The sequence below is a fragment of the Haloterrigena alkaliphila genome (genome assembly GCF_017352155.2).
Classification (GTDB): domain Archaea; phylum Halobacteriota; class Halobacteria; order Halobacteriales; family Natrialbaceae; genus Haloterrigena; species Haloterrigena alkaliphila.
Map to the genome: position 1 here is coordinate 3,466,388 of NZ_CP071462.1, position 23,315 is coordinate 3,489,702.

The 23,315-nt window shown below is 66.1% G+C and carries 19 protein-coding genes, 1 tRNA gene and 3 pseudogenes; 15 read left to right on the plus strand and 8 right to left on the minus strand.

Features of this window, described 5'->3' with window-relative positions:
* Positions 1-73: 73 nt before the first annotated feature.
* Positions 74-1,633, plus strand: a complete 1,560-nt coding sequence (locus J0X25_RS35805) for a S1C family serine protease (protein ID WP_207288645.1) — start codon at positions 74-76, stop codon at positions 1,631-1,633.
* A gap of 52 nt (positions 1,634-1,685) precedes the next feature.
* Here J0X25_RS35805 and J0X25_RS35810 read toward each other — a convergent pair.
* Positions 1,686-2,243 (minus strand): annotated as a pseudogene (locus J0X25_RS35810) (diadenylate cyclase); the annotation flags it as partial.
* Between the two features lie 135 nt (positions 2,244-2,378).
* Here J0X25_RS35810 and J0X25_RS35815 point away from each other — a divergent pair.
* The 3 genes from J0X25_RS35815 (at position 2,379) to J0X25_RS35825 (ending at position 5,625) form a co-directional block, all read left to right on the plus strand.
* Positions 2,379-3,917, plus strand: a complete 1,539-nt coding sequence (locus tag J0X25_RS35815; protein ID WP_207288646.1) for a DUF790 family protein — start codon at positions 2,379-2,381, stop codon at positions 3,915-3,917.
* 234 nt (positions 3,918-4,151) lie between these two features.
* Positions 4,152-4,604 carry a response regulator gene (locus J0X25_RS35820; RefSeq protein ID WP_207288647.1) on the plus strand — a complete coding sequence of 151 codons (453 nt, stop codon included), beginning with the start codon at positions 4,152-4,154 and terminating at the stop codon, positions 4,602-4,604.
* A 94-nt stretch (positions 4,605-4,698) separates the two neighbouring features.
* Positions 4,699-5,625, plus strand: a complete 927-nt coding sequence (locus J0X25_RS35825) for a ring-cleaving dioxygenase (RefSeq protein ID WP_207288648.1) — start codon at positions 4,699-4,701, stop codon at positions 5,623-5,625.
* A 13-nt stretch (positions 5,626-5,638) separates the two neighbouring features.
* On the opposite strand, the gene J0X25_RS35830 is transcribed toward J0X25_RS35825, so the two are convergent.
* Positions 5,639-6,241, minus strand: coding sequence for an LURP-one-related/scramblase family protein (locus J0X25_RS35830; protein WP_207288649.1), 603 nt, complete (start codon positions 6,239-6,241; stop codon positions 5,639-5,641).
* A 451-nt stretch (positions 6,242-6,692) separates the two neighbouring features.
* Here J0X25_RS35830 and J0X25_RS35835 point away from each other — a divergent pair, with 451 nt between their 5' ends.
* Positions 6,693-7,544, plus strand: coding sequence for an alpha/beta fold hydrolase (locus tag J0X25_RS35835; protein WP_207288650.1), 852 nt, complete (start codon positions 6,693-6,695; stop codon positions 7,542-7,544).
* Between the two features lie 113 nt (positions 7,545-7,657).
* Here J0X25_RS35835 and J0X25_RS35840 read toward each other — a convergent pair whose 3' ends face one another.
* Positions 7,658-8,290 carry a DUF7122 family protein gene (locus J0X25_RS35840; RefSeq protein ID WP_207288651.1) on the minus strand — a complete coding sequence of 211 codons (633 nt, stop codon included), beginning with the start codon at positions 8,288-8,290 and terminating at the stop codon, positions 7,658-7,660.
* Complete coding sequence (locus J0X25_RS35845) at positions 8,290-9,198, minus strand: RsmB/NOP family class I SAM-dependent RNA methyltransferase (protein ID WP_207288652.1); 909 nt, start codon at positions 9,196-9,198, stop codon at positions 8,290-8,292. Before J0X25_RS35845 ends, J0X25_RS35840 begins: the two co-directional genes overlap by 1 nt.
* Before the next feature lie 123 nt (positions 9,199-9,321).
* Between J0X25_RS35845 and J0X25_RS35850 the strand changes: the two genes are divergently transcribed.
* On the plus strand, positions 9,322-10,062 hold the full coding sequence (locus J0X25_RS35850; RefSeq protein ID WP_207288653.1) for a proteasome assembly chaperone family protein: 741 nt from the start codon (positions 9,322-9,324) through the stop codon (positions 10,060-10,062).
* Positions 10,063-10,227: 165 nt separating this feature from the next.
* Positions 10,228-11,004, plus strand: coding sequence for a hypothetical protein (locus J0X25_RS35855; protein ID WP_207288654.1), 777 nt, complete (start codon positions 10,228-10,230; stop codon positions 11,002-11,004).
* 121 nt (positions 11,005-11,125) lie between these two features.
* On the opposite strand, the gene J0X25_RS35860 is transcribed toward J0X25_RS35855, so the two are convergent.
* Positions 11,126-11,353: a DUF5795 family protein gene (locus J0X25_RS35860; protein ID WP_207288655.1), complete on the minus strand. Its 228-nt coding sequence runs from the start codon at positions 11,351-11,353 to the stop codon at positions 11,126-11,128.
* Between the two features lie 95 nt (positions 11,354-11,448).
* Here J0X25_RS35860 and J0X25_RS35865 point away from each other — a divergent pair.
* The 3 genes from J0X25_RS35865 (at position 11,449) to J0X25_RS35875 (ending at position 13,743) form a co-directional block, all read left to right on the plus strand.
* A tRNA-Leu gene (locus J0X25_RS35865) sits at positions 11,449-11,531 on the plus strand.
* A gap of 187 nt (positions 11,532-11,718) precedes the next feature.
* Entirely contained in the window at positions 11,719-12,129 is a 411-nt protein-coding gene (locus tag J0X25_RS35870) for a universal stress protein (RefSeq protein WP_207288656.1), read from the plus strand.
* Positions 12,130-12,393: 264 nt separating this feature from the next.
* The gene (locus J0X25_RS35875; RefSeq protein WP_207288657.1) at positions 12,394-13,743 is read left to right on the plus strand and encodes an RNase J family beta-CASP ribonuclease; all 1,350 of its coding nucleotides are present in this window, start codon (positions 12,394-12,396) and stop codon (positions 13,741-13,743) included.
* Between the two features lie 372 nt (positions 13,744-14,115).
* On the opposite strand, the pseudogene J0X25_RS35880 reads toward J0X25_RS35875, so the two are convergent.
* Both J0X25_RS35880 and J0X25_RS35885 read right to left on the minus strand, forming a co-directional pair.
* Positions 14,116-15,084, minus strand: a pseudogene (locus J0X25_RS35880) (formate/nitrite transporter family protein); the annotation flags it as partial.
* A 62-nt stretch (positions 15,085-15,146) separates the two neighbouring features.
* A pseudogene (locus J0X25_RS35885) lies at positions 15,147-15,437 on the minus strand (MFS transporter); the annotation flags it as partial.
* A gap of 115 nt (positions 15,438-15,552) precedes the next feature.
* Between J0X25_RS35885 and J0X25_RS35890 the strand changes: the two are divergent.
* The 3 genes from J0X25_RS35890 to J0X25_RS35900 all read left to right on the plus strand — a co-directional run bounded on the left by J0X25_RS35890 (position 15,553) and on the right by J0X25_RS35900 (position 18,193).
* The gene (locus J0X25_RS35890) at positions 15,553-16,062 is read left to right on the plus strand and encodes a macro domain-containing protein (protein WP_207288659.1); all 510 of its coding nucleotides are present in this window, start codon (positions 15,553-15,555) and stop codon (positions 16,060-16,062) included.
* Between the two features lie 76 nt (positions 16,063-16,138).
* A complete protein-coding gene (locus J0X25_RS35895; RefSeq protein WP_207288660.1) occupies positions 16,139-16,951 on the plus strand; it encodes an inositol monophosphatase family protein in 813 nt (270 codons plus the stop codon).
* 120 nt (positions 16,952-17,071) lie between these two features.
* Complete coding sequence (locus J0X25_RS35900; RefSeq protein WP_207288661.1) at positions 17,072-18,193, plus strand: DUF63 family protein; 1,122 nt, start codon at positions 17,072-17,074, stop codon at positions 18,191-18,193.
* Positions 18,194-18,607: 414 nt separating this feature from the next.
* On the opposite strand, the gene J0X25_RS35905 is transcribed toward J0X25_RS35900, so the two are convergent.
* Positions 18,608-20,155, minus strand: coding sequence for a TrkH family potassium uptake protein (locus J0X25_RS35905; protein WP_207288662.1), 1,548 nt, complete (start codon positions 20,153-20,155; stop codon positions 18,608-18,610).
* A gap of 215 nt (positions 20,156-20,370) precedes the next feature.
* Between J0X25_RS35905 and J0X25_RS35910 the strand changes: the two genes are divergently transcribed.
* Together J0X25_RS35910 and J0X25_RS35915 are read left to right on the plus strand one after the other, a co-directional pair.
* On the plus strand, positions 20,371-20,607 hold the full coding sequence (locus J0X25_RS35910) for a hypothetical protein (protein WP_207288663.1): 237 nt from the start codon (positions 20,371-20,373) through the stop codon (positions 20,605-20,607).
* Positions 20,608-20,862: 255 nt separating this feature from the next.
* Positions 20,863-23,175 carry an amino acid permease gene (locus J0X25_RS35915; RefSeq protein ID WP_207288664.1) on the plus strand — a complete coding sequence of 771 codons (2,313 nt, stop codon included), beginning with the start codon at positions 20,863-20,865 and terminating at the stop codon, positions 23,173-23,175.
* The last annotated feature ends 140 nt before the right edge of the window (positions 23,176-23,315 follow it).

Below are 23,315 nucleotides of genomic sequence, written 5' to 3' on the forward strand. Positions count from 1 at the left end.
ATCGCGGTCCGTCGGGAAGTCGATCGGTCGGCCAGAGAATACTTATAAGTAACATCGAAATTCATCGTATCTAATGGATAGCGAAGGCACCGTGAGTCGGCGACGGCTGTTGTGTGCAATTCCAGTAGCGGGGAGCGTCGCAGTTGCCGGCTGTTCCGACGACGGAGACGAGACCGAACCGACGGAAACCGGGTCGGAGACGGAAACCACCGAACCGACGCCCGATCCGCCGAACGTCCAGCAACAGATCTTCCAGCGGGACAAGGCCGCCATCGTTAGCGTCCAGCACATCGTCGACGGGTCAGTGACGTGGCCCTCGGCTAGGTGGGTCGATACCGTCGATCAGGACCTCCTCGGCGTCTGGCGGTCCGACGGTGACGAGTACGCCTATTTCTCGGATGATCGCGAATTCGCGCTCGAGGGACCGAACTACAGCTATTCCGGGGAGTATGCGAGACGGGACGACTATCTGTATCTCGATTATGAGTCGGGGGGTACGGAGGAGTGGCAGTACTCCGTCCAAACGGACGCGTCGCTACCGGTTCTGGACCTCTACTTCGACGGAACCCACCGGATCAGATACGAACGCGAGGAAATCGAGGCCGACGAACGAGGTCCCGTTCCGGTGGCCGATGATCTGATTGTCGTCCCCGAACCGAACGGCTCGACGAAACAAGAATCGGTCCGAAGCGGCGGGACGGGATCGGGCTTTATCGTCTCGCCCGATGGCTACGTGGTTACGAACGCACACGTTGTCGGAGCCCACCAGAACGCAGAAGAACGACTCTATCGGCGATTCGCGATCGACGAGCGCGACTCGCTTCGGCAGGACCTGGCTTCCGACGAGAGCCTGAGTGACACGGAGCGAGAGCGGATCGAAGATATCCTGTTCGACGAGGCCATGGCGTACTACGAGGAGTACGCCGGCGTGGAAGGCATCTCCGAGGCGGTGAACGTCCTGAACGGTCGTGCGACACCCGAAGACGACCTCGAGGTCGAGAGCTGGGCGGCGACCGTCGAGACCGAGGGGACGGTCTACAAGAACACCGGCGGAGAGCCGTCCATGGGCCGTGATATCGCCGTCCTGAGCGTCAGCGGAGAGAACCTTCCGACGGTGACGCTCGGAGACGCGACCGATGTCGGGACTGGCGAGGACCTCTTCGTCATTGGCTACCCCGATATCGGAATCGGCGAATTCTTCGAGAATCGAGACACCGTCCTCGAGCCGACGATGACCACTGGCATCGTCAGTTCGCGGCGGACGCTCAATACCGGCATCGATTCGATTCAGACCGACGCGGCGATCAACAGCGGCAACAGCGGCGGTCCCATGTACAACAGCGACGGCGAGGTCGTCGGCGTTGCGACGTTCAGCCCGATCGACGTCCAGATCCAGGACATCCAGTTCGGGCTGCCGATAGAGATCGCGAAGGGGTTCCTGAACACGCTCGGGGTTGAGAACACCGCCGGAGAGATGCAACTCGCCTACGAGGACGGCCTCGAGGCCTACTGGCGAGGCGACTGCGAGACCTCGACGGCGAAGATGGAGACCGTTCTGGACCTGTATCCCGACCATCCGCTGGCCGGAGACTTCGTCTCGGACTGTGAGAACGGCGAGGCGCCCGGACAGTAACGTCGGACACGGACGCCGCCTGCTTCTTCAGCCTCGTCAGGAGTACGCGCGGGTTCCACTGCCCACCCAGCTCCGTCCGCCGGTAGGTGTCGAACTCCCCGTCCTCGAAAATCGTCACGCGGCCGGTCTCCTCGCTCAGCGTCAGCGTCGAGATCACGTTCGGTCGTTGCGAGGTGTCCAGCGCGCTCATGTGACGCGACCCCATCCAGTCCTCGTACTCCGTCTCGGCGACGTCGACGCGCTCGAGTTCGCCTGGCAGCAGGTCGGTAAAGCGAACCATCTGCTCCTGGACGACGCCGTCGACGCTGACGACGACCGCGCCGTCCTGGTTCATCGCGACCTGCTGGGCCGTCTCGAAGAAGGTCTCGATGTCCATGCAGACGTTCCGACAGCGATCGGTCGGCCACGTGTTGTGGCCCATCGGGTCGGCGAACTCCGCGACCGACGGCCCCGCGACGACGGCGACGTACATTCCCGGTCCCTTGACGTACTGCTCGTCCCAGCGGTCGAAGTTCAGGCTGATCGACTCGAGGGTGTGCAACAGGCAGTCGATCAGTTCCCGCACGCCGTCGTGGGTCTCGTACGCGATCCGGAGGTCCGAATCGTCCATACTCGCCCGTTCGGTCCGGTTCGCCGTAACGTCGGTGCCTGAACCCCCGACGGGCGGCGTCGACGGTCGGCTCCGCCGGTCGTCGCCGTTCAGTTGCGCGTCACTTTTGCACCTGCCGCGCCGAGTGTGAGGCGGATGCTGACGAAGGACCTGCTTCGCGTCTCGCGTGCCGGCGGCTATCGGCCGCAGTTCGCCGACCGGGAGCACCGGCCGCTGGCCGCCCGCGTCATCGGCACCTACCAGGGTCACGTCGGCGAACCCCGCGCGGCCCTCGAGGACGCGCTCGCGGACCTCGAGACGGAATCGGTGGATTTCAAGCTCGTGAGAGGCCTCTCGACCCTGCTCGAGCGCGAGGCGACGTTCGAGACCGAGGCGATCGTCGACCCCGAGCGGGGCCGTCGGGCCGCCTTCGAGGCCGCCGAAGCGGTCGGCGTCGTCTCCGACGACGACCGCGCGATGGCGCTCATCCGCGCCGGGGAATCGCTCGGCATCTCCGCGGACGACCTCGAGCGGGCGCTGTACGCCGACCTCGAGGAGCGACAGGTCCTCGTCGACCTCGACTCGCGGTGGGATCCCGACGGCCTGGTGAGCCAGTATAACTTATCGCTCGCACAGACCGCCCTCTTCGACGCGACGGAGGTCCGGGTCCGCTCGAGCGATCCGAAGGCGCTGATCTCGGCGATCAAGCGCCTGCGGCTGATGTACGAGATTCGGCGGCTGGGGGACGAAGGTGGCGAGAGCGAAAGCGGGAGCGGTGGCGTCGCCGAACGCGAGGTGATCGTCACCGGTCCGACTCGCCTCTTCCGGGCGACCCGGCGGTACGGGACCCGCTTCGCGCGACTCCTGCGGACGGTCGCGAAGGCGGAGAGGTGGCACCTCGAGGCGACGATCGACGACCGCGGAACCGAGCGGACGCTCGAACTGTCCCACGAGGATCCCGTCCGCGTCCCCGACGCCGAACCGGTCGCCGACGTCACCTTCGACAGCGGCGTCGAGTCCGACTTCGCCGCCCGCTTTTCGAACCTCGACCTCGAGTGGGACCTCGTGCGCGAACCCGAACCGCTCGCGACGGGGACGCGGGTGATGATTCCCGACTTCGCGTTCGACTACCAGCACGGCGAGTTTCGCGCATTTTTCGAGATAATGGGGTTCTGGACGCCGGAGTACGTCGAGAAGAAACTCTCGCAGCTCGCCGATCTCGAGGACGTCGAACTGATCGTCGCCGTCGACGAGTCGCTGGGCGTCGGCGAGGAGATCGCCGCGCGGGACTTCCGGGCGATTCCTTACTTCGGGACGGTCCGTCTGAAGGACGTCGCCGCCGTCCTCCGGGAGTACGAGCGCCAACTCGTCGCCGAGAGCGCCGCCGCGCTGCCGGACGAACTCGCCCCCGACGAAGACGTCGTCTCGCTCGAGACCCTTGCCGAGCGCCGCGGCGTCAGCGAGGACGCGCTGGCCGACGTCGCCTTCCCCGAGCACGAGCGAGTGGGCCGGACGCTCGTGCGGCCAGCCGTCCTCGAATCGTTGAGCGAGGACCTCGAGGCGGGCATGGACCTCGCCGACGCCGAGGACGCGCTCGAGGCGTACGGGATCACCGACTCGAGCGCGATCCTCGCCGAACTCGGCTACCGCGTCGAGTGGGAGGGGCTGGCCGGCGGCACGCTCGTCGAGCGATAACCGGCGCGGACGACGGCCTCCCTCCGGTCTCGCTCGAGTAGTCGCTCGCGTTCGTGAACCGACCACCGGTTTCGACCCGGTGCCGTATCCCCCCGCTCGCTGTCAGGATCCGCCGGTCGACTGCCGCCCGTACCGCGGTTCGGTCGAGTTGCGATCAGTGGCGATTCCAGCACCGGCGTCGTTCCAACGTCTTTAGTGACCAGACTTATCCGGATCTGGTGTCAGTGTACGTATATGAGCGATCACCGCCCCTCTCCTCCGATCCGTATTCTCCTCGTCGAGGACAACCCGGGCGACGTCCGGCTGATCCGGGAGGCGTTCCGGGAAGCCGACGTCGAGACGACCTTCCACGCGGTTCGCGACGGTGACGAAGCCCTCGAGTTCCTCCACGAGCAACACGACGATCCGTCGGGAGCCGAAATCGACCTCGTTCTCCTGGATCTCAACCTCCCGCGGACCGGCGGCTTCGAGGTCCTCGAGACGATCAAGGAGGATTCGGAACTGACGGCACCGCCGGTGCTCGTCCTCACGAGTTCGGAGGACGCGGAGGACATCGCCAAGAGCTACCGCCTGTGCGCCAACGCCTACCTCACGAAGCCCAGCGATCCGGGCGAGTTCGCGGAACTGGGTCACGCGGTCGAAGCCTTCTGGTTCAACGAATCGACGTTGCTCCCCGCGACGTCGTGATCGGCACTGCCGCGTCGCGCGCTCGACTCCCTGTCGCGTCCGACGTTCGACTCCCTGCCGCAGCGTTTTCACGCCCGACGGCGTAGAAAGGGGTATGCCCGCTGACACGCCAGGAATTCACCACGTCACCGCAATCGCCAGCGATCCGGGACGGAACCACGCGTTCTACACGGAGACGCTCGGCCTGCGTCTCGTCAAGAAAAGCGTCAATCAGGACGACGTCTCGGTCTACCACCTCTTCTACGCCGACTACGAGGGGTCGCCGGGGACGAGCATGACCTTCTTCCCCTACACGGACGCCCGCGCCGGCCAGGTCGGTTCCGGGCAGGCCAGCACCGTCTCGTTTCTCGTCCCCGAGGGATCGATCGACTACTGGCGAAGCCGACTCGAGGACGCCGGCGCCGACCCCGACGAGCCCCGCGACCGGTTCGGCGACACCGTCCTCCCGTTTACCGACCCGAACGGCCTGCCGCTGGAACTGGTCGCCCGCACGGACGCGCCGGCCGGGAACCTCCCGGAGAGCCCGGTACCCCACGCCCACGCGATCCGGGGCTTCTTCGGCGTGACGCTCTCGCTGACGAGCGCCGATCCGACCGGCGACCTGCTGAAGGCGATGGGGTACCGCCAGACCGACCGCGAGGGGACGCGCAAGCGTTACGAAGCGGACGGCGACCTCGGGTACGTCGTCGACGTTCTCGAGGACCCGCAGGCGCCCCAGGGAATTCCCGGCGCCGGAACCGTGCACCACGTCGCCTTTCAGGTGACCGAGGATGAGCAGGAGGCGTGGCGGCAGTTCCTCATGGACCGGGGGCTGCGGCCGACCGAGATCATCGACCGCAAGTGGTTCAAATCGGTCTACGCCCGCGAGTACGGTGGCGTGCTCTTCGAGTTCGCGACGAAGTCGCCCGGCTACACCGTCGACGAGGACCTCGAGTCGCTGGGCGAGCGACTCGTCCTCCCCGAGTGGCTCGAGGACCGCCGCGAGGAGATCGAGGCGGGGCTGCCGGACCTGTCTCCGTAACGGAAGCGAAGGGTCACTCGTTCTCGAGGGCGTCGAGGATGCACGCGGACGCGATCACCGCCTCTTTCGGAACGTCGCTGGCGTCGTCGATGCTGACCGTGTAGGCGTCCCGCAGCGAGAACTTCCCCTCGATGTCGCCGACGTGGTCGCCGTCAGCGTCGAATATCTCGTACTTGTTGGGAACGAGATTCGCGACGGAGACGAGGTGCCGAAGCGCCGAGAGGAGCTTGCTCTTCGATCGAATGGTCGCCAGCGACTCCTCCGTGTCGGGGTCTCGGATCGTCCAGTTCTCCGCGAACAGCGAGTAGTCCTCGTCGAGAACGACGACCTCCTCGTCGGTGCCCGCGTCCGTGATGGTGTAGTTTCCCGCGACGTCCATGATGCCACCGGCCTTCACGGTGAACGCATCCTCGCCGTCGCCGGTCACGAACGGAAACTCCTCTTTCAGTTTGAACAGCTTCTGCTTCCCTCGCAGGACGACGTCGGCAGCGCTGTCACGGACGACGTATTTGTTCCGGATTGCGGACTGCTTGACCTCGTATCGGTCGTCATCGAGGTCGACCGTGGAGATGTCGTAGGCATCCGATCCTGGTCCGGTCGGGGACGGTTTTGTCATAGATAATACGTGAATCATGTTCGGAGAAAAACCTTCTGCATACTCCGATACGCCTTCAGTAGTCCGGAAGGCAGTTCCTTTCCTCAAATCGAGGTGGGAACAACTCGGTGCGTATTGGCTGAGAACCGATTACGCTCCGTTGAGGAACCGGCGTGCTGTGGCGCGCGCCGTCGGCCGACCGAGTGATAGCGAGGGCGGCTGACAAATTCGTGCGAGGGATGAGCGAGTGAGCCTGCGAACGAGCGAATCGGTTGGGGAGGAAGTGGCTACTCCCTGTTGCCACGATAGCAGGACAGTTTTCTTCGCCATCCACTTCTCTCGAAGCGTCGAGCCATCCGCAGACGCACTGAGCGAATCCCATAGTTATCTCACACACGAGGCGTCATGGCACGAGCGCGTCCAACCGTTTTGAGGGTTGCCCACGTCCGTAACCTCGAGAGGCGACAGTCGCATGGGAACGGCACTGACGCGGCGATTCGACACCGGACAGTTCGACGGCCGAATTCCGTACGTGCGAGTCGGCACCGGCCCGAAGACGCTGCTCGTGATCCCAGGCGTCGGCGACGCGATGTTCGACGGGGAGTACGACCGCACGGACGCGGTGACGACCGCCGCGACGTTCCGGCGGTTCCTCGACGGCTACACCGTCTATCAGGTGAGTCGGCCGCGCGGGCTCGAGGATCACCAATCGATCGCGGCCATGGCCCGGGACTACGAGCACGTCCTCGCCGAGCACGTCGGCTCCGCGTCGGTGCTCGGCCTCTCGATGGGCGGCCTGATCGCACAGGAACTCGCCCGCGAGCGGCCGGATCTGGTCGATCGACTCGCCCTCGGGGTCTCCGGCTGTCGACTCGCCGGGGCGGGCCGACCGATCGTCCGCGAACTCCACCGGCTCGCGCTCGAGGGCGAGTGGACCGAGATCCGCGCGCGCCTCTACGAGGAGATGTTCACCGGCCCGTTGGGGCGAGCGGTGCCGCTGCTCTCCCGGACCGTCGGACGAGTCCGACCGCCGAACCCGGCCGATCCTCGGGACGTGTCGATCTCGCTCGACGCCGTCCACGACTACGACGGGACGGAGAGCCTCGCAGAAATCGAGCCCCGAACGCTCGTCATCGGCGGCACCGACGATCCCTTCTTCCCCGAGACGATCCTCCGGGAGACCCACGAGGGGCTGCCGGACTCGCAACTCGCGATGTTCACCGGGGCCCGTCACGGCGCCTTCCTCGAGCGAAAGGCGGGCTTCGACGGCTGGGTTCGACGGTTCCTCGAGGGCGAGGCCGCGGCGCGCGTTCGACAACGATAGCGCGTTCGGTGGCCCGGTTGCGACAGTCTACCGCAGTCGCCGCGTTCGACGTCCGCTCGCGAAACATCGAGAGTTCAAACCCCGAAGAGGCGCGGTCTCAGCGGATCCCCGGATTATAGCTCGCGCTGTCGGCCCTTCGGCACCATCGAGCGCAGTTCGCCGTGGACGTAGAGGCCGATTCCGATCGGTTCCAGATTGCCTCGCTCGACGGCGTCTTCTCGCGTGCTCTGCCCGCTCGAACGGTTCGCGGAGCGAAGCTCCGCGCTATCGCCGTCTCGCCCTGGTCGGCCCTCCGGCCCGACCCCGATTTCGTGGGCCCCGATCAGATACCCCCAGTCGCCGTCCCAGCGGGGAATCTCTTGATCTTCGCCCGTCGCGAACGCTCGCGCCTCCTCGCGGTCGAGTTCGATCACGCAGTCGGTGGCGTGAGTACCGAAGCGCTGGACGAAGTCCGTCGTCGGCTTCCAGTGTTCCTGCCGGGTCCGCAGACAGGTCATCCCGATGGCCTCGATCTCGAGGGGCGTCGGCGCCTCGCCGCCGTAGATCCAGATCTTGCCGGCGCCCTTCTCCCAGAAGGTGTGGTCGTCGAACGTCTCGGGCGGGATGCCGAACCGATCGTCGAAGTAGTCGACGACCGCCTCGCGGCTGACTCGGCCCTCGACGGTCCGCTCGGCCGGCGTTGCGGGGAGTCGGTCGAAGCGCTGCCCGTCGTTTTGCTCGCGGTCTCCGGTCGATTCGTCCGACATCAGGCGGTCACCTCTAGTTTCGCGACGAAGAAGCCGCCGGTGTCGTTCTGGTGGGGGTAAATCCTGATCGCCCGCTCGAGGCTCGAGTCGAACTCCTCGCCGTTCCACTCCGTCAGGCCGGGCGAGTGCTCGAGGCCGATATCGAAGTCGACGACGCGGCAGTCTTCCTCGTCCAGCGCGTGCTGGACGACGGCCTCGTTCTCCTCGGGGGCGAAGGTACACGTCGAGTAGACGACGGTGCCGCCCTCGCGGGTGGCCTGGACCGCCCGCCGGAGAATACCCTTCTGGACGCCCGCGACGGAGGCGATGGCCCCCTCCGACCAGTTGTCCAGCGCGTCGGGGTTCTTCCGGATCGTCCCCTCGCAGGTACAGGGCGCGTCGACGAGCGCGCGGTCGAACTCGTCGAAGGAAAAGCGCCGCAGGGAGTAGTTGCGCGCGTCGTCGTTCGTGACGGCGAGGCTGGTCGCCCCGAGGCGCTCGGCGTTGAACCGGAGCGCCGAGATGCGCCCGAGGTTGTTGTCGTTGGCGACGACGGTCCCCTCGTCGTCCATCAGCGCCGCGATCTGTGTCGCCTTCCCGCCCGGCGCGGCACAGCAGTCCCAGACCCGCTCGCCGGGCTGGGGATCGAGGACGACCGGCGGCACCGCCGAGACCTCCTCCTGCCCGTGCGTGAAGCCGTGGAACGAGGTCCACGTCGATCCCGGCGATCCCGTCTCGAGGCGCAGGACGCGGGGGTTCCAGTCGGCCTGCTCGTACGCGAGGCCCTCGTCCTCGAGGGTCGCGAGCGTCCGCTCGACGGAGGCCTTGATCGTGTTGACGCGGGCGGCGTTGCCCAGCGGCCGCTCGCAGGCTGCGAGGAACGCGTCGAAGTCGTCGATGATCGGTCGATACCGCTCGAGTGGCTCCATTGCCACGCCGTTGGAAGCCCCCGCGCTTGTGGGTTTCGAAGCGTCGAACGCGGTGGTGTCGTCACGAATCGGCCGGTATCCGCTGCCCTCGATTTTAAGCCGTCGCCGACAGTCGTCTCGTGTATGGGACAGATCCGCCTACAGGGTCCGGCAGTCGACCTCGAGGACCCGGTCCTCGTCGAGGGGTTTCCGGGACTCGGGCTCGTCGGGAAGATCGCGACCGACCACCTGATCGAGGAACTCGAGATGGACTACTACGCGAGCGTCGACTGCGAGGGGCTCCCCCGGGTCGGCATCTACCGCGGCGGCGATCGAACGGTCAGACCGCCGGTTCGGATCTACGTCAGCGAGGCGCACGACCTGCTCGCGCTCCGCAGCGACGCGCCGATCAAATCGGAGGCCGTCGACTCGGTCGCGAACTGTCTGACGGAGTGGATCGTCTCGCAGGAGGCGCTCCCGATGTATCTCAGCGGTCTCCCCGCGGAACGCGAGGAGACGCCGGACATGTACGGCGTCGGCACCGGCGACGCCGCCGAGGCGCTCGAGGACCACGACATCGATCTCCCGCCCGAGGACGGCGTCGTCACCGGGCCGACGGGCGCGCTCATCAACCGCGCCGCACAGCGCGAGTACGACAGCGTCGGGCTGGTGGTCGAGTCGAATCCGAAGTTCCCCGATCCCGAGTCCGCGAGCGTCCTCATCGAGGAGGGAATCGCCCCCATCGCGGACCTCTCGGTCGACGTCGGTGACCTGATCGACCACGCGGAGGAGATCCGGAAGAAGCGCGAGCAGTTCGCCCAGCAGATGCAACAGATCGGCGAGGAGGAGAGTTCGCAGGCCCAGCCGCTACGGATGTACCAGTAGCGGTTCGGTTCCGTGGCCCCTCCTGGAAGCAGTCACTGGCGTCCGATCTTCCGACTCTTCTGGGAAAATCGAGCCGTGTTCGAGTTCAACTGTCCGCTATGATGCGAGTACTCCCTGATTTTACTGGCTACGGTACCATACGTTTGGACAGAGTCGGGGAACGGTATGGACCGACGCCAATACCTGGTACTCGTCGGAAGCGCGGCGACTGCGAGCCGTACGGTGAGCGCAGCTAACGACCACTCGAGTAACGAGTCAGATGGAGGGGACGAATCCGTTCACGATATCGCTGATGACGAACTCTATCAGATCAGCAATTTGGACGAACTGGCCGCACTCCCATTCGATCCCAACGTCGCTGCCGAGTTCACTGGAGAGGGGAGTCGAGTAACGGACGAGTTCGAACTCGAGCACGGGCTCATGATGTTCGTGTACGAGAGCGAGGTAGGTGACTACGAGGGCCTCGAAGCGGATCTCGAACAGACCGACGGCGATTACAGTGTCGGATGGGTCATTTTCGATATCCTATTCGGCGAAGATACGGAAGTCGTGACCGGTGGAAGCGTAGAGACGGTTGAACGTGGAGCGTATCTCCTCGACGTCAGCTCGCCCGGCGAGTGGGCAATCTCCGTCGCACAGCCCCAATCACCGGAGGAAGAAGTTCGATCGCTCCCGGTATCCGTAACGGGTGAACACTCGACGATCGTCGGCCCGTTCGAGGCAAATAACGGGGTCACGCTCGCTGGTGAGCACCGCGACCCCGACAGCGACAGTACGTTCGACGTCCTCGTCTTCGAGGAAGACAGCGGTGATCTATTCGGTATGGATTACGCGTTCATGGAAGAGTCGGGCTTCGAAGGAGAGGCTCGTGCCGATATCGACGGTGTTTCGTGGGCGCACGTCCAGACTCGAGGCGAGTGGTCGCTCGAGTTCGAGAATTGAGTTACCGAGTAATCACGGCGGAAATCGCCAAAACCGATCACAGATTTCTACTTCGACTGCCGAACAGCTTCACGCTCCTGTAGATAGCCGACGCAGCGATAGTTCCTAGCGTGGACGTGTGTTAGTCCCGATCGGTCTCGCTCCAGTCGCAGTCCTGGCACTTCCAGCCGGTGACGAGTTCGGTGACAGAGGGCATGTACGTCACCTCGAGGACGTTGCCGCCGCAGTCCGGACACTCCCTGTCGGCTTCTTCGATCGAGTCGACTTCCATCACGGAGTCGCCCTCGACCAGCTCGGCGAGCTTCTCGGCCGTGACCATACGCCCCTGAACGACGCGATTCTCGCTCACACTCCGCGCTACCGGATGTGGCACCCTAAGCGTTTCCAACGCTCGCGCGCGAATCGGACGATTTAACCTCGTGAGGTGATAACCAGCCACCGCGTGCGAGGGTAGCCAAGCGGTCAACGGCGGCGGACTCAAGATCCGCTCGTGTAGACGTTCGTGGGTTCGATCCCCTCCCCTCGCACTCACCACAGTGCGGCAAGAGCGAGCCTCTTGCCCTCGCAAACTTCTGCGCCGTCGGTACTCGTCGAGAGTCGTCTCTCCACATCGTCGTCGGCATCGCTCCCTCGAGCGGTTTCACCCCTCATCTCACCATCACGGCGGCAGATGCCAGCACAACAGCATTGGTCATCGCCAACAAATAGCACAGTATGAACTCGCACATCCTCGTCCCCTTCGACGGCTCCACGCCGGCACGGCACGCCCTCGAGCACACGCTCGAGAACTTCCCGGAGGCCGACGTCACCGTCCTGACGGTGATCGACGAGACCGGCTACTCGTCCGATTACTTCCCGTCGGAAGAGAACGGGCGCGTGTTCCGCATCGCGACGGAGCGGTTGGAGGCCGCGAAGTCGATCGCCGCGGAGTACGGCGTCTCGATCCACTGCGCCGCCGAGATCGGACCGACGTGTCAGGCGATCAGCGAGTACGCCGAGGAGACCGATGTCGACCACGTCGTTATCGGAACCCACGGACGAACGGGAATCTCGCGGATCATCGTTGGGAGCGTCGCCGAGACCGTCGTTCGGCAGACTTCGGCCCCGGTGACGACCGTCAAGTAGCACCCCGTCAAGTAGCGGTGAGACCTGCCACCGGCACCGGCGGCCGGGGTGTCGACTGCCGGCCGACGCCGCCCCGCCGAGCGTCGGCGCTGATGAGCAGGGGGTATATACGTGCCAAGGGCCACTGTCCGAACGACCGAAAGACGCGCTGCCCGTCACGGAGCGATCGGGAAGGCCAGCGAGAGTCGTTGACCTCCGTCAATGCACCCGCTGCGGTACCGGATGCGACGCTGTGTGATCGGGCCGCTCTGATCGGCGATACATATGGAAATCGAAATCGCAACAATCGGCGGCTACGAGGAAGTCGGCCGGCAGATGACTGCCGTCCGCATGGGAAGCGACATCGTCATCTTCGACATGGGGCTGAACCTGTCGAAGGTACTGATCCACGACAACATCCGCACCGAGGGGATGCACAGCCTCGATCTGATCGACATGGGCGCGATCCCCGACGACCGCGTCATGAGCGACCTCGAGGGCGACGTGAAGGCCATCGTGCCGACCCACGGCCACCTCGACCACATCGGCGCCATCTCCAAGCTGGCCCACCGGTACGACGCGCCGGTGGTCGCGACGCCCTATACGATCGAACTGGTCAAGGGCGAACTCGCGGACGAACAGAAGTTCGACAGCGGGAACGACCTCGTGAAGATGGACGCCGGCGAGACGATGTCGATCGGCGACTCCGGCAAGATCGAACTCGAGTTCGTCAACGTCACGCACTCGATCATCGACGCGATCAACCCGGTCCTGCACACCCCCGAGGGCGCGATCGTCTACGGACTGGACAAGCGGATGGACCACACGCCCGTCATCGGCGACCCGATCGACATGAAGCGGTTCCGCGAGATCGGTCGCGAAGGTGAGGGCGTTCTCTGTTACATCGAGGACTGTACCAACGCGAACGAGAAGGGGCGGACGCAATCGGAGCGCGTCGCCCGGGAACACCTCCGGGACGTCCTCTACAGCATGGAGGACTACGACGGCGGCATCGTCGCCACCACATTCTCGAGTCACATCGCCCGCGTGAAGAGTCTCGTCGAATTCGCCGACGACATCGGTCGCCAGCCGGTCCTGCTGGGTCGCTCGATGGAGCAGTACTCCGGCACGGCCGAACGGATGGGCTTCGCCGACTTCCCCGACGACCTCGGGATGTTCGGCCACCGAAACTCCGTCGACCGCACGTTCGAGCGGATCATGAACGAGGGCAAGGAGGATTACCTGCCCGTCGTCACGGGCCACCAGGGTGAACCGCGCGCGATGCTCACTCGGATGGGACGGGGCGAGACGCCCTACGAACTGGACGACGGCGACAAAGTCGTCTTCTCCGCCGGGATCATTCCGGAGCCGACCAACGAGGGCCAGCGCTACCAGGCCGAGAAACTGCTCGGCATGCAGGGCGCGCGAATCTACTCCGACATCCACGTTTCCGGCCACCTCAAGCAGGAGGGCCACTACGAGATGCTCGACGCGCTCCAGCCCCAGCACATCATTCCCGCCCACCAGGACATGAAGGGCTTCTCGGGATACGTCGACCTCGCCGGAAAGCAGGGATACAAGCTCGGCCGAGACCTCCACGTGACCGCGAACGGAAACATCCTCCAGATCGTCTGAGTTCGACGCGCCGTTCGTCAGATCAGTTCTCCCCCCTCGCGGATGTAAACCCCGGTTCGTTACCACCGGAGACCCCGAAGAACGACCGATCGGCCGTTCGCATTTCGGCCCTCGAGACCGATTTTACTACCGATTTCGCGGAACCGAGCGCCGTCGCGACTGCGAGCAGTGCCGCGTCGTCCCGACGACTCGTAGAAACCCGTGTACAGCGGCGTGTGGGCCATCCGCACACCGTTGGTCACAGTCCTCGGGCCTGCGGGGGAGCGACACTACCCCGAGCAGACGCTCACTGCACTCGGGGACGACGCCTCCCCGAACGCGTGAGTTACCGGCGTGGACTCCGCCGAGCGCGCTGGGGCGTCAGTCGTCGGCGTCCGCGGACGGTGCGTAGTCGCTCCCGCCGTACTTGCCGAACAGGAGTTCTCGAGTCGAGAGCTGGTAGTTCTGGGACTGGTACTCGCGCTCGACCGCCTGAAAGTAGTTGACGACGGTCACGAGCACGATGCCGCCGAGCGTGTTCCCGAGGAGGACGGGGAGCACGAAGTCGAACGCTCCGGTCGCGAGCGGGAGTTGACCCCGAAAGACGAGGAACGTCGCTTCGGTGGCCGAGACCACGCCGTGGAAGAGGTTGCCGAGCGGAATCGCGAGGAAGGCGATGTACACCAGCACCAGTCGCGACGTCGTGTCCTGGGACGCGTAATCGAGCCAGACGACGCCAGCGACGATCAGCCCCGCGAAGATCCCCTTGAAGAACAGGTCCCACCACGGCGTGGCGGCGGCGCTCTCGGCGATTTCGACCGCGACCGCCATCGTGTCCGGGGAGAAGACGCCCGTGTTCGCCAGCACGTACGCGCCCAGCGTTCCGCCGGCGAGGTTCCCGAATAGCACGATCGTCCAGACGGAGAGCAAGGCGGGAACGCTCGCCAGCCGCTCGAGGACGAGCGCGACCGGCGGGAGCGTGTTCTCGGTGTACAGTTGGTAGTCGCCGATGATGATGTAGACGAACCCGAGCGGATAGAGCAGCGCGCCCGCAATCGGGGCGCCCCCGGTCGCCTCGGTCAGCGAGGCGTAGAGCATGAACGTGAGCGTGATCGCGAAGCCCGCCGCCAGCGCGCTGAAGAACAGTTCCCGGGTTCCGGTCGTGATCTCGTCGTCGGCCGCGGCGACGATCCGGTGGAAGATCTCGTCGGCCGAGAAGCGGTCCCGGACGACGGCACCGGCCGCCGGAACGCCGTGTTCGGACCGCTCGACGGCGTCTCGGAGCGCCTCGTCGTCGGTGACGTCCTCGGACTGCCGTCCGTCGCGATCCCGCTCGTCGGAGAACTGCGCATCGGCGCTCATGGTGGCGAGTGCGCGATGGTCCGAATAAACCTGTCGTCATCTCGGTGGAGTGTCCCTGTCCGTCCATCCTTCCCCGCGATCGCGATGAACGAGGCGCTCGAGTCGACGAACGGGAACAGGGCGGAGACCGCAACACCGACCTCGAGCACGGCGAGCAAGACGGTCCGCTCGTCGAATCGGTCGCCGGCCCACGCGATCGGGATGACGGTGAGCGTCCGCCAGAGGACCGTCGTGTCGGTCGGCTCGAGCGCGTCGATGTAGTACGGCAAGAGCGTGATCAGGGTGACGAAGCCGGACCCCTCGGCGAACCGGGCGAGACACAGCGACCAGAACTGCAGCCGATCCTCGCTCACGGCGCACGTTTCCGAGGCGTTCCAAACGCGGTTTCGAATCGACGAGGGGAGGCGGGCGAGCCGCCGGTGGCCTCCCCCGAACGGATTTTAGGGATCGGGCGACGTACCGACCCGCATGGAGTTCACGGTCGTACAGGGCGACATCGCCGTACAGTCCGCCGACGCGCTCGTCAACGCCGCCGGCACGTCGCTGCGGATGGGCAGCGGCGTCGCGGGATCGCTGCGCCGAAACGCGAACGGCCCGATCAACGACGAAGCGATGGAACGGGGACCGGTCGACCTCGGCGCGGCCGCGGTCACCGACGCCTACGATCTCCCGGCCGAGTACGTGATCCACGCGGCCGCGATGCCCCACTACGGAGACGGACGCGCGACGGAGGAGAGCATCCGAGACGCTACCCGAAACGCCCTCGAGGAGGCCGACGAACTGGGCTGTGAGTCGGTCGTAATCCCGGTCCTCGGTACGGGGGCTGCCGGCTTCGAGTTCGGCCGCGGCGCGCGACTCGTCTGCGAGGAAGTCCGCGGCTACGAGCCGTCGTCGCTGACCGACGCGCGGGTGATCGCGTATTCGGAACGGGAGTACGGGGACCTCGAGTCGATCGCCGCGGACGTCCGCTCGGGGTGAGCGACCCGTCGTCGGGTCGACCGCCTCGCGTGCCGGTTCACGATTCCTTTTGAGCCCCGGCCACCGAAAGCGGGGCATGACCGAACGCGAAGCGGACGCCCGCCGGGCGAGCGTCGCGCTCCGAGCGGCCCGCGCGGGCGCCGACGTCGCCGCGGCGTCGTTCCGAACCGACCTCGAGGTCGAGCGCAAAGGAGAGAAGACAGACGTCGTGACGCAGGTCGATCGCGACGCCCAGCGGCGCGTCATCGAGGTCCTCGAGGCGGCGTACCCGGACGAGCCGGTCGTCGGCGAGGAGGAGGACGCGCTAAAGGCGGTCCCCGAGACGGGACCGGCCTGGATCGTCGACCCCATCGACGGGACGAACAACTACGTCAACGGGATCCGCGCGTTCGGGACGGCCGTCGCCGCGGTCCGCGACGGGGAACCGGTCGGCGCGGCGACCGTCTGCCCCGCACTGGGCGACGCCTACCGCGTCGGGCCCGACGGCGGCTTTCGCAACGAGGAGGCGCTCTCGGTCAGCGACGTCGCCGACCCCGAGGCCGCGACGGTCTGTCCGACCTACTGGTGGGACTTCGACCAGCGCGACCAGTACGCCGCGGCCACGCGGGCCGTGGTCGAGCGATTCGGCGACATGCGCCGCTTCGGCTGCGCGCAACTCGAACTCGCGCTGGTCGCCGCCGGCGCGCTCGAGGGGACGTTCACGAACCGGCGAGCCAACGTCTGGGACACCGTCGCCGGGGTGGCGCTGGTGCGGGCGGCCGGCGGGCGCGTCACGGATCTCGAGGGGAACCGCTGGCGCCACGACAGCGAGGGGCTGGTGGCCTCGAACGGACCGCTCCACGACGACCTTCGCGCAGCCGCTCGAGAGATCGACGCCACGGAGCCGTAACTCGGCTGCAAACGACCGCGACCGCCGGCCGTCCGCCGTCGGGACCGATCGGCGAATCCGGACTGTCACTCCTCGGGGAAAATCGGAAACGGTAAGCGCCCACCCCGTTGGGTATGGCGCATGGACGAGTACATCGAACGGTACGGGGCCGAGCGCGTCTGGGCCGCGACCGTCGTCCTCCTCGCCGCCGCAGTGGTCCTCGCCGCCACCGTCTTCCCACAGCGGGTCTACGTCGACATCATCTGGCAGTACTACTGGGGCCCCGTCGTCGCCGACGCCCACGGCTGGAACTGCGTCGCCTGGGCCGGCGGCGAACAGATCCCCTGCAGCGAATCCGGCGCCACCGGACCGACCGCCGAACCCGGCTACACGGTCGTCTCCTACGCCGGCTACATCCCGACGCTGATCCTCCTGGTGGTCGGGATCCTGTTCCTCGTTCGGCGTCTCGAGATCGAACGCTACCGAGCGGGCTTCTTCGCGCTGTTCCCGTACATGCTGTTCGGCGGCGCCCTGCGGGTCGTCGAGGACACGAGCGTCGCCGCCTACCGGGTGACGGGCGAACTCGCGATGGAGTTGCCGTGGATCGGCTTCCTGATCAGCCCGCTGATCTACTTCACCGTCTTCGTCCTCACGCTCGTCGCCGTCCTCGTGTCGGTCTGGCTCGACCGGACCGGCCGCGTCTCGGGATACGAGTACCCCCTCGCGGCGATCGGGACCACCTACCTCACGATCACGCTGGCCTACCTCGGCTACGCGACGACCGAGGAGTACGCCGAGTTCTATCCGCTGCTGCTCCTGACGATCCTCGTCGGCGCGACCGTCGCCACGGCGCTGACGTGGCTCGCTATCGAGCGGTTCGCGCCCGAGATCAATAACGGGACCCGGTACATGGGACTGGTCGTCATCTGGGCCCACGCGATCGACGGCGTCGCGAACGTCGTCGGCCTCGACTGGGCGACGGCCTTCGGCCACAGTTCCAATCTGGTTCCGAAACACCCCATCAACGGAGCGATCGTCGACATCACCGGCTCCGCGCTCCCGGCGAACGTCGTCGCGGTGACCGGCGCGGCCTGGCCGTTCCTGCTCGTGAAACTCGCCGCCGCCACCTTCGTCGTCTGGGTCTTCAACGAGGAGATCTTCGACGAAGAGCCGCGCTTCGCCATCCTGATGATGATCACCGTCGTCGCCGTCGGCCTCGGTCCCGGGACGCGGGACATGCTCCGGGCGACCATCGGCGTCTGAGGCCCCACCGTTTTCGGCTCGGCTCTATCGACGGCTCCCCCTGCCGAAACAGCGACACGAAACTGCCTGGGTCGGACGTATCCATTCGGCTGAGGGACACGTTTTGACGACGGGTTCCGACGATTGTGCGGCGTCGACCGACGAACGCCTCTTCGAAGAGATCCCACTGTCCCTCGAGACGCCGTCCGATCGCGTGGCCGATCTCGAGGTCGACTGATTGGGGTTCGCTGCGATCGGCGAGGCAGGCGGCTGCTCCCGTCCGCTCACTGCCGCCAGCGCGATGCGCTGCCGAGGATCGCGATTCAGGGAATCGCTCACTACCGTCGGACTGACGACCGACGAGGATCGCGATTCAGGGAATCGCTCACTACCGTCGGACTGACGACCGACGAGGATCGCGATTCAGGGAATCGCTCACCGCCGCCAGAACGCGCCGGTGAAGACGACCAGCACCGGGATGATCTCGAGGCGGCCGATCCACATCAGGAAGATCATCACGAGTTTCGAGGCGTCGGTGAACTCGCGATAGCTACCGAACGGTCCGAGGGCACCGAACCCCGGTCCGACGTTCCCGATGGTCGCGATGCCGGCGCTGACGGCGTCGATCGCGTCGAGCGTGACCTCGCCGCGCGTCGAGTCGAGGGCGATGAACACGGTCGCGAGGACGAAGATCACCAGGTAGAGGAGCGTAAAGCCGAGCACGCCGCGGATCACGTCCTCGTCGATGACGTGGTCGCCGATTCGGATCGGCTGGACCGCTTCGGGATGGGCGGCGGTGAACAGCTCTCGGCGAGCGACCTTCCAGACGACCAGCCAGCGGATGATCTTGATCCCGCCGCCGGTCGACCCGGCACTTCCCCCGATGAACATGGCGGTCAGGAGGACGATCTTGGCGGTGCCGTCCCACTGCGCGAAGTCGCTCGAGGCGAACCCCGTCGAGTTCAGCAGGGAGACGATCTGAAAGAGCCCGTGTCGCAGTGCGGGCTCGCCGGCGCCCTCGGTCGTGCCACCGAGCGCGCCGAGGGCGGGCGCGGCCCCGCCGTACAGCAGCGCGCCGAGAATTCCCGCGAGCACGGCGATCGCCCCGGCGTAGGTCCGCAACTCCGTGTTCTGGAAGAACCGTCGCGACTCCCCGTGAAACACGTGCCAGAAGAGCGCGTAGTTGGTTCCCGCGACGACCATGAACGGGATGATGATCCACTGGACGGCGGCCGAGAACGCCGCGACGCTGTTCGCTTCGGGCGAGAACCCGCCGGTCGGGAGCGTCGAGAAGCCGTGGGCGACCGCGTTGTAGAAGCTCATGTTCGGCGCCAGCCCGACGAGGTGAAGCCCGTAGAGCAGGGCGATGAGGAGGAGCGTGAATCCGAAGTAGACGAGCCACAGAATGCGGGCCGTCTCGGCGATCTTCGGCGTGAGCTTCTGGAGTTCCGGTCCCGGCGCTTCCAATCGGATCAGCTGCGCACCGTTGACGGCCAGTTCCGGCAGAATCGCGATCATCAGGACGATGATCCCCATCCCGCCGAGCCACTGGGTGAGCTGGCGCCACATCATGAGGGCGTGGGAGTGGCGCTCGACGGAGATCACCTCCATCACCGTCGCTCCGGTCGTCGTGAACCCGGACATCGACTCGAACAGCGCGTTCACCGGGTGGGCGAGGGCCGATTCGGTTCCGTACCCCGCGAGCACGTACGGGATCGCGCCGACGACCGCGACCGCGAGCCACGAGAGGGCGACGAACAACATCGCCTCTCGCGGTAGGAGGTCGGGTTCCATCGGCTCCGGCTCGATACGCTCGAGGAGCACCCCGAACGTGACGATGATCGCGAGCGTCGCGCCGAACACCAGGACGTCCTCTTCGTAGGCGAGCGCGACGACCAGCGGGACGAGTACCGCGAGGGAGAGATACTTGAGAACGGTTCCCGTTAGTGCGACGCTCGTTCGCCAATCAACGCGTATACTCATCGTTTCACGTCCGGCTCGGCGCGAACCGGAATCTACGTCGAGCAAACTCGACATCCCCACATAAGACCGTTGAAAGCGACCCGAGTACGAGGACCGCACTCGAACTGGACCGGTATCGGTTCGGGGTCAGCACACCGGCCGTAGCGACTGTCAGGGAACCCGACGTGTCGACCGGTGGTCTTTGTACGCTCGTCGCGTACCGAACCCCGATCGGGATGACTCGCGTACCTAGCGTCCGCCGACCGACGTCGTTTTTCGACGTCTTCATGGTAACCGCCGGGTCGATCGCGCTCGTCGCGCTCGTCCTCGCGATCTGGCACGGCTCGTTCGCCCGCATAGAGATGGGTGTGTTCACCCTCCTCCTGTTCGTCTGGGTCGCCTGGGCCGTCAATCGCATCCTCAGGGAATCGGTTCGAGAGGAGGAGCGAACGCGAGGGGACTCGAGGCGGTGACCTCGCGAGTGGTCACGAAAACCGTCAACGCCCGTTTCGGCGGCGGCAAACGAACCTGTTAAGACGCGGGTCCTATATCGCATCAGTATGTCCAAGTACCTCCCCACCCGGACGAGGCCATCGTCGAACGTGCGTTTTGACTGCGTTCGCGATCGGTGAGGGAGTCGGCGAAACGCGTCACCACTGCTCACAACGAATGCTACGAAACCGACGGCCACTGACGGTTTTCACCGGCCGAACGACGAGGAGGGACCGATGAACGGAAGCGACGAAGAACTCGCGAAGGACCTCGGCCCGCTCGCCGCGCTAACGATCGGTATCGGGACGATGATCGGTGCGGGCATCTTCGTGCTCCCCGGCGCGGCCGTCGCCGACCTCGGTCCGTTAGCGGCGCTCGCGTTCGTCATCGGCGGCGTGATCGCCCTGTTCACGGCGCTCTCGGCGTCCGAACTCGGGACGGCGATGCCCGTCTCCGGCGGCGCGTACTACTACGTCAACCAGGGGCTCGGGCCGCTGTTCGGCTCGATCGCCGGCTGGGGCAACTGGATGGGCCTCGCCTTCGCCTCCGCGTTCTACATGTACGGGTTCGGCGAGTACGTCAACCAGTTCGTGAGCGTCGCACCGCTGAGCCTCGGGCCCGTCGGCCTCGAGTCGGGCCAGGTGATCGGTCTGATCGGCGCCGCCTTCTTCATCGTCGTCAACTACGTCGGCGCGAAGGAGACCGGGCGATTACAGAACATCATCGTCATCACGCTGGTCGGGATTCTGAGCGTCTTCACGCTGTTCGGCCTCCTGAACGCCGACCTCGAGACGCTCCGTCCGATCGATCCCTTCGGCTGGTCGCCCCTGCTCCCGGTGACGGGGCTCGTGTTCGTGTCGTACCTCGGATTCGTCCAGATCACGTCCGTCGGCGAGGAAATCCAGAATCCGGGCCGCAACCTGCCGCGGGCGGTCATCGGGAGCGTCGTCATCGTGACCACGATGTACGCGCTGATCCTCCTGACGATACTGGCGGCCGTCGAAACCGAAGTCGTCGCGAACAACGAGACGGCCGTCGTCGACGTCGCGCGGATGCTGATGGGGCCGGCGGGGGCCGCGGCGCTGCTGTTCGGTGGCCTGCTGGCGACCGCCTCGTCCGCGAACGCGTCGATCCTCGCCTCCTCCCGGATCAACTTCGCGATGGGCCGTGACAAACTCGTCTCGCCCAAGATCAACGAGATCCACCCGCGGTTCGCGACTCCATACCGCGCGATCGCGATCACGGGCGGACTCATCCTGCTGTTCATCGTGTTCGGCGATCTGGAACTACTCGCGAACGCCGGGAGCGTCCTCCACCTCATCGTCTACGGTCTGCTCAATCTCGCGCTGATCGTCTTCCGCGAGGCCGAACCCGCGGGCTACGATCCCGACTTCGAAGTGCCGTTCTACCCCTTCACGCCGATCCTCGGCGCGGTACTCTCGCTCGCGCTGATCGTATTCTTCAGCCCGATGGTGATCGGCCTGTCGATCGCGTTCGTCGTGCTCGGCCTCGTCTGGTACCTCGGCTACGCTCGGTCGGAGATCGAATCACAGGGCGTCCTCGCCGACTACGTCCTCGAGCGCTCCGAGGAGATGCCCGACGCGGCGGTGACTGCGACGACGGCGGTCCAGCCGGAGGGCGGCGACTACCGGGTGATGGTCCCGCTGGCGAACCCCGCCCACGAGAAACACCTCATCACGCTCGCCTCCGCCATCGCGGACCAGAACGACGGGACGGTCGTCGCCGTCAACATCGAGAAAGTGCCCGACCAGACCTCGCTGGCGGCCGCTCGCGAACAGAAGGACCACGAGGCGGCCGCCCACCTGCTCGAGCAGGCCCGAACCGACGCCGAAACGTACGGCGTCGACGTCGAGACCCACGTGGTGCTCTCCCACCGCGGCGTCGAGGAGGTGTTCGACGCGGCGAAGCGCTACGGCGCCGACGTCTGCGTGATGGGCTGGGGGCCGGACTCGCTGGGATCGCCCGGTCGCATCGAGAGCAGGACCGACGAACTCGCGCAATCGCTGCCGTGTGATTTCCTCGTGTTCCGCGACCGCGGGTTCGACCCGTCCCGGATCCTCCTCCCGACCGCCGGCGGTCCGGACTCCGACCTCGCGGCGGCCGTCGCCCGCTGTCTGCGCGACCAGTACGACGCCGGCGTGACGCTGCTCCACGTCGCGGAGGACGACCAGCGGGGGCAGGCCTTCCTCGAGTCGTGGGCGGTCGACCACGACCTCTCGGGGGCGACCCTCAGCGTGGAGACGGGCGACGTCCAGCGCAGGATCGCCGAGGCGGCTGCGGACGCGACGCTGCTGGTCATCGGCGCGACGGAGAAGGGCCTGCTCTCGCGGGTCGTTCGCGGCTCGCTCGTCCTGGACGTCCTCGAGGAGGTCGAGTGTTCGGTGCTGCTCGCCGAGAAGCGCCACAAACGCACCATTCGCGAGCGGATCTTCGGGGCCCGCAGAGACGCGCGGGACGACGAGGAGACGGGCGTGACGCCGGACCCGTCGACGCCGAACCCCGAGACCGAAACGACGGAAACCGACTGACGGCCTCACGCGAGGCCGCGTCGGTGGCAGTTCCGCGCCTCGTCGCGCCGGGATCGCTTCGCGCCCCGCCAGCGGCTCCGTCACGCTCGGCACTATAATTCCGGTCCCGATTGCGGTGGTGGTTTGCCGTCAGTACGGGG

What these genes read in the sequence shown, in the direction of transcription:
- J0X25_RS35855 (WP_207288654.1), top strand. Translation starts at nt 10,228, where the DNA reads ATGGACCGACGCCAATACCTGGTACTCGTCGGAAGCGCGGCGACTGCG.
- J0X25_RS35895 (WP_207288660.1), top strand. Translation starts at nt 16,139, where the DNA reads ATGACCGAACGCGAAGCGGACGCCCGCCGGGCGAGCGTCGCGCTCCGA.
- J0X25_RS35845 (WP_207288652.1), bottom strand. Translation starts at nt 9,198, where the DNA reads ATGGAGCCACTCGAGCGGTATCGACCGATCATCGACGACTTCGACGCG.
- J0X25_RS35840 (WP_207288651.1), bottom strand. Translation starts at nt 8,290, where the DNA reads ATGTCGGACGAATCGACCGGAGACCGCGAGCAAAACGACGGGCAGCGC.
- J0X25_RS35890 (WP_207288659.1), top strand. Translation starts at nt 15,553, where the DNA reads ATGGAGTTCACGGTCGTACAGGGCGACATCGCCGTACAGTCCGCCGAC.
- J0X25_RS35850 (WP_207288653.1), top strand. Translation starts at nt 9,322, where the DNA reads ATGGGACAGATCCGCCTACAGGGTCCGGCAGTCGACCTCGAGGACCCG.
- J0X25_RS35820 (WP_207288647.1), top strand. Translation starts at nt 4,152, where the DNA reads ATGAGCGATCACCGCCCCTCTCCTCCGATCCGTATTCTCCTCGTCGAG.
- J0X25_RS35825 (WP_207288648.1), top strand. Translation starts at nt 4,699, where the DNA reads ATGCCCGCTGACACGCCAGGAATTCACCACGTCACCGCAATCGCCAGC.
- J0X25_RS35905 (WP_207288662.1), bottom strand. Translation starts at nt 20,155, where the DNA reads ATGAGTATACGCGTTGATTGGCGAACGAGCGTCGCACTAACGGGAACC.
- J0X25_RS35815 (WP_207288646.1), top strand. Translation starts at nt 2,379, where the DNA reads ATGCTGACGAAGGACCTGCTTCGCGTCTCGCGTGCCGGCGGCTATCGG.
- J0X25_RS35830 (WP_207288649.1), bottom strand. Translation starts at nt 6,241, where the DNA reads ATGACAAAACCGTCCCCGACCGGACCAGGATCGGATGCCTACGACATC.
- J0X25_RS35915 (WP_207288664.1), top strand. Translation starts at nt 20,863, where the DNA reads ATGAACGGAAGCGACGAAGAACTCGCGAAGGACCTCGGCCCGCTCGCC.
- J0X25_RS35900 (WP_207288661.1), top strand. Translation starts at nt 17,072, where the DNA reads ATGGACGAGTACATCGAACGGTACGGGGCCGAGCGCGTCTGGGCCGCG.
- J0X25_RS35875 (WP_207288657.1), top strand. Translation starts at nt 12,394, where the DNA reads ATGGAAATCGAAATCGCAACAATCGGCGGCTACGAGGAAGTCGGCCGG.
- J0X25_RS35835 (WP_207288650.1), top strand. Translation starts at nt 6,693, where the DNA reads ATGGGAACGGCACTGACGCGGCGATTCGACACCGGACAGTTCGACGGC.
- J0X25_RS35910 (WP_207288663.1), top strand. Translation starts at nt 20,371, where the DNA reads ATGACTCGCGTACCTAGCGTCCGCCGACCGACGTCGTTTTTCGACGTC.
- J0X25_RS35805 (WP_207288645.1), top strand. Translation starts at nt 74, where the DNA reads ATGGATAGCGAAGGCACCGTGAGTCGGCGACGGCTGTTGTGTGCAATT.
- J0X25_RS35870 (WP_207288656.1), top strand. Translation starts at nt 11,719, where the DNA reads ATGAACTCGCACATCCTCGTCCCCTTCGACGGCTCCACGCCGGCACGG.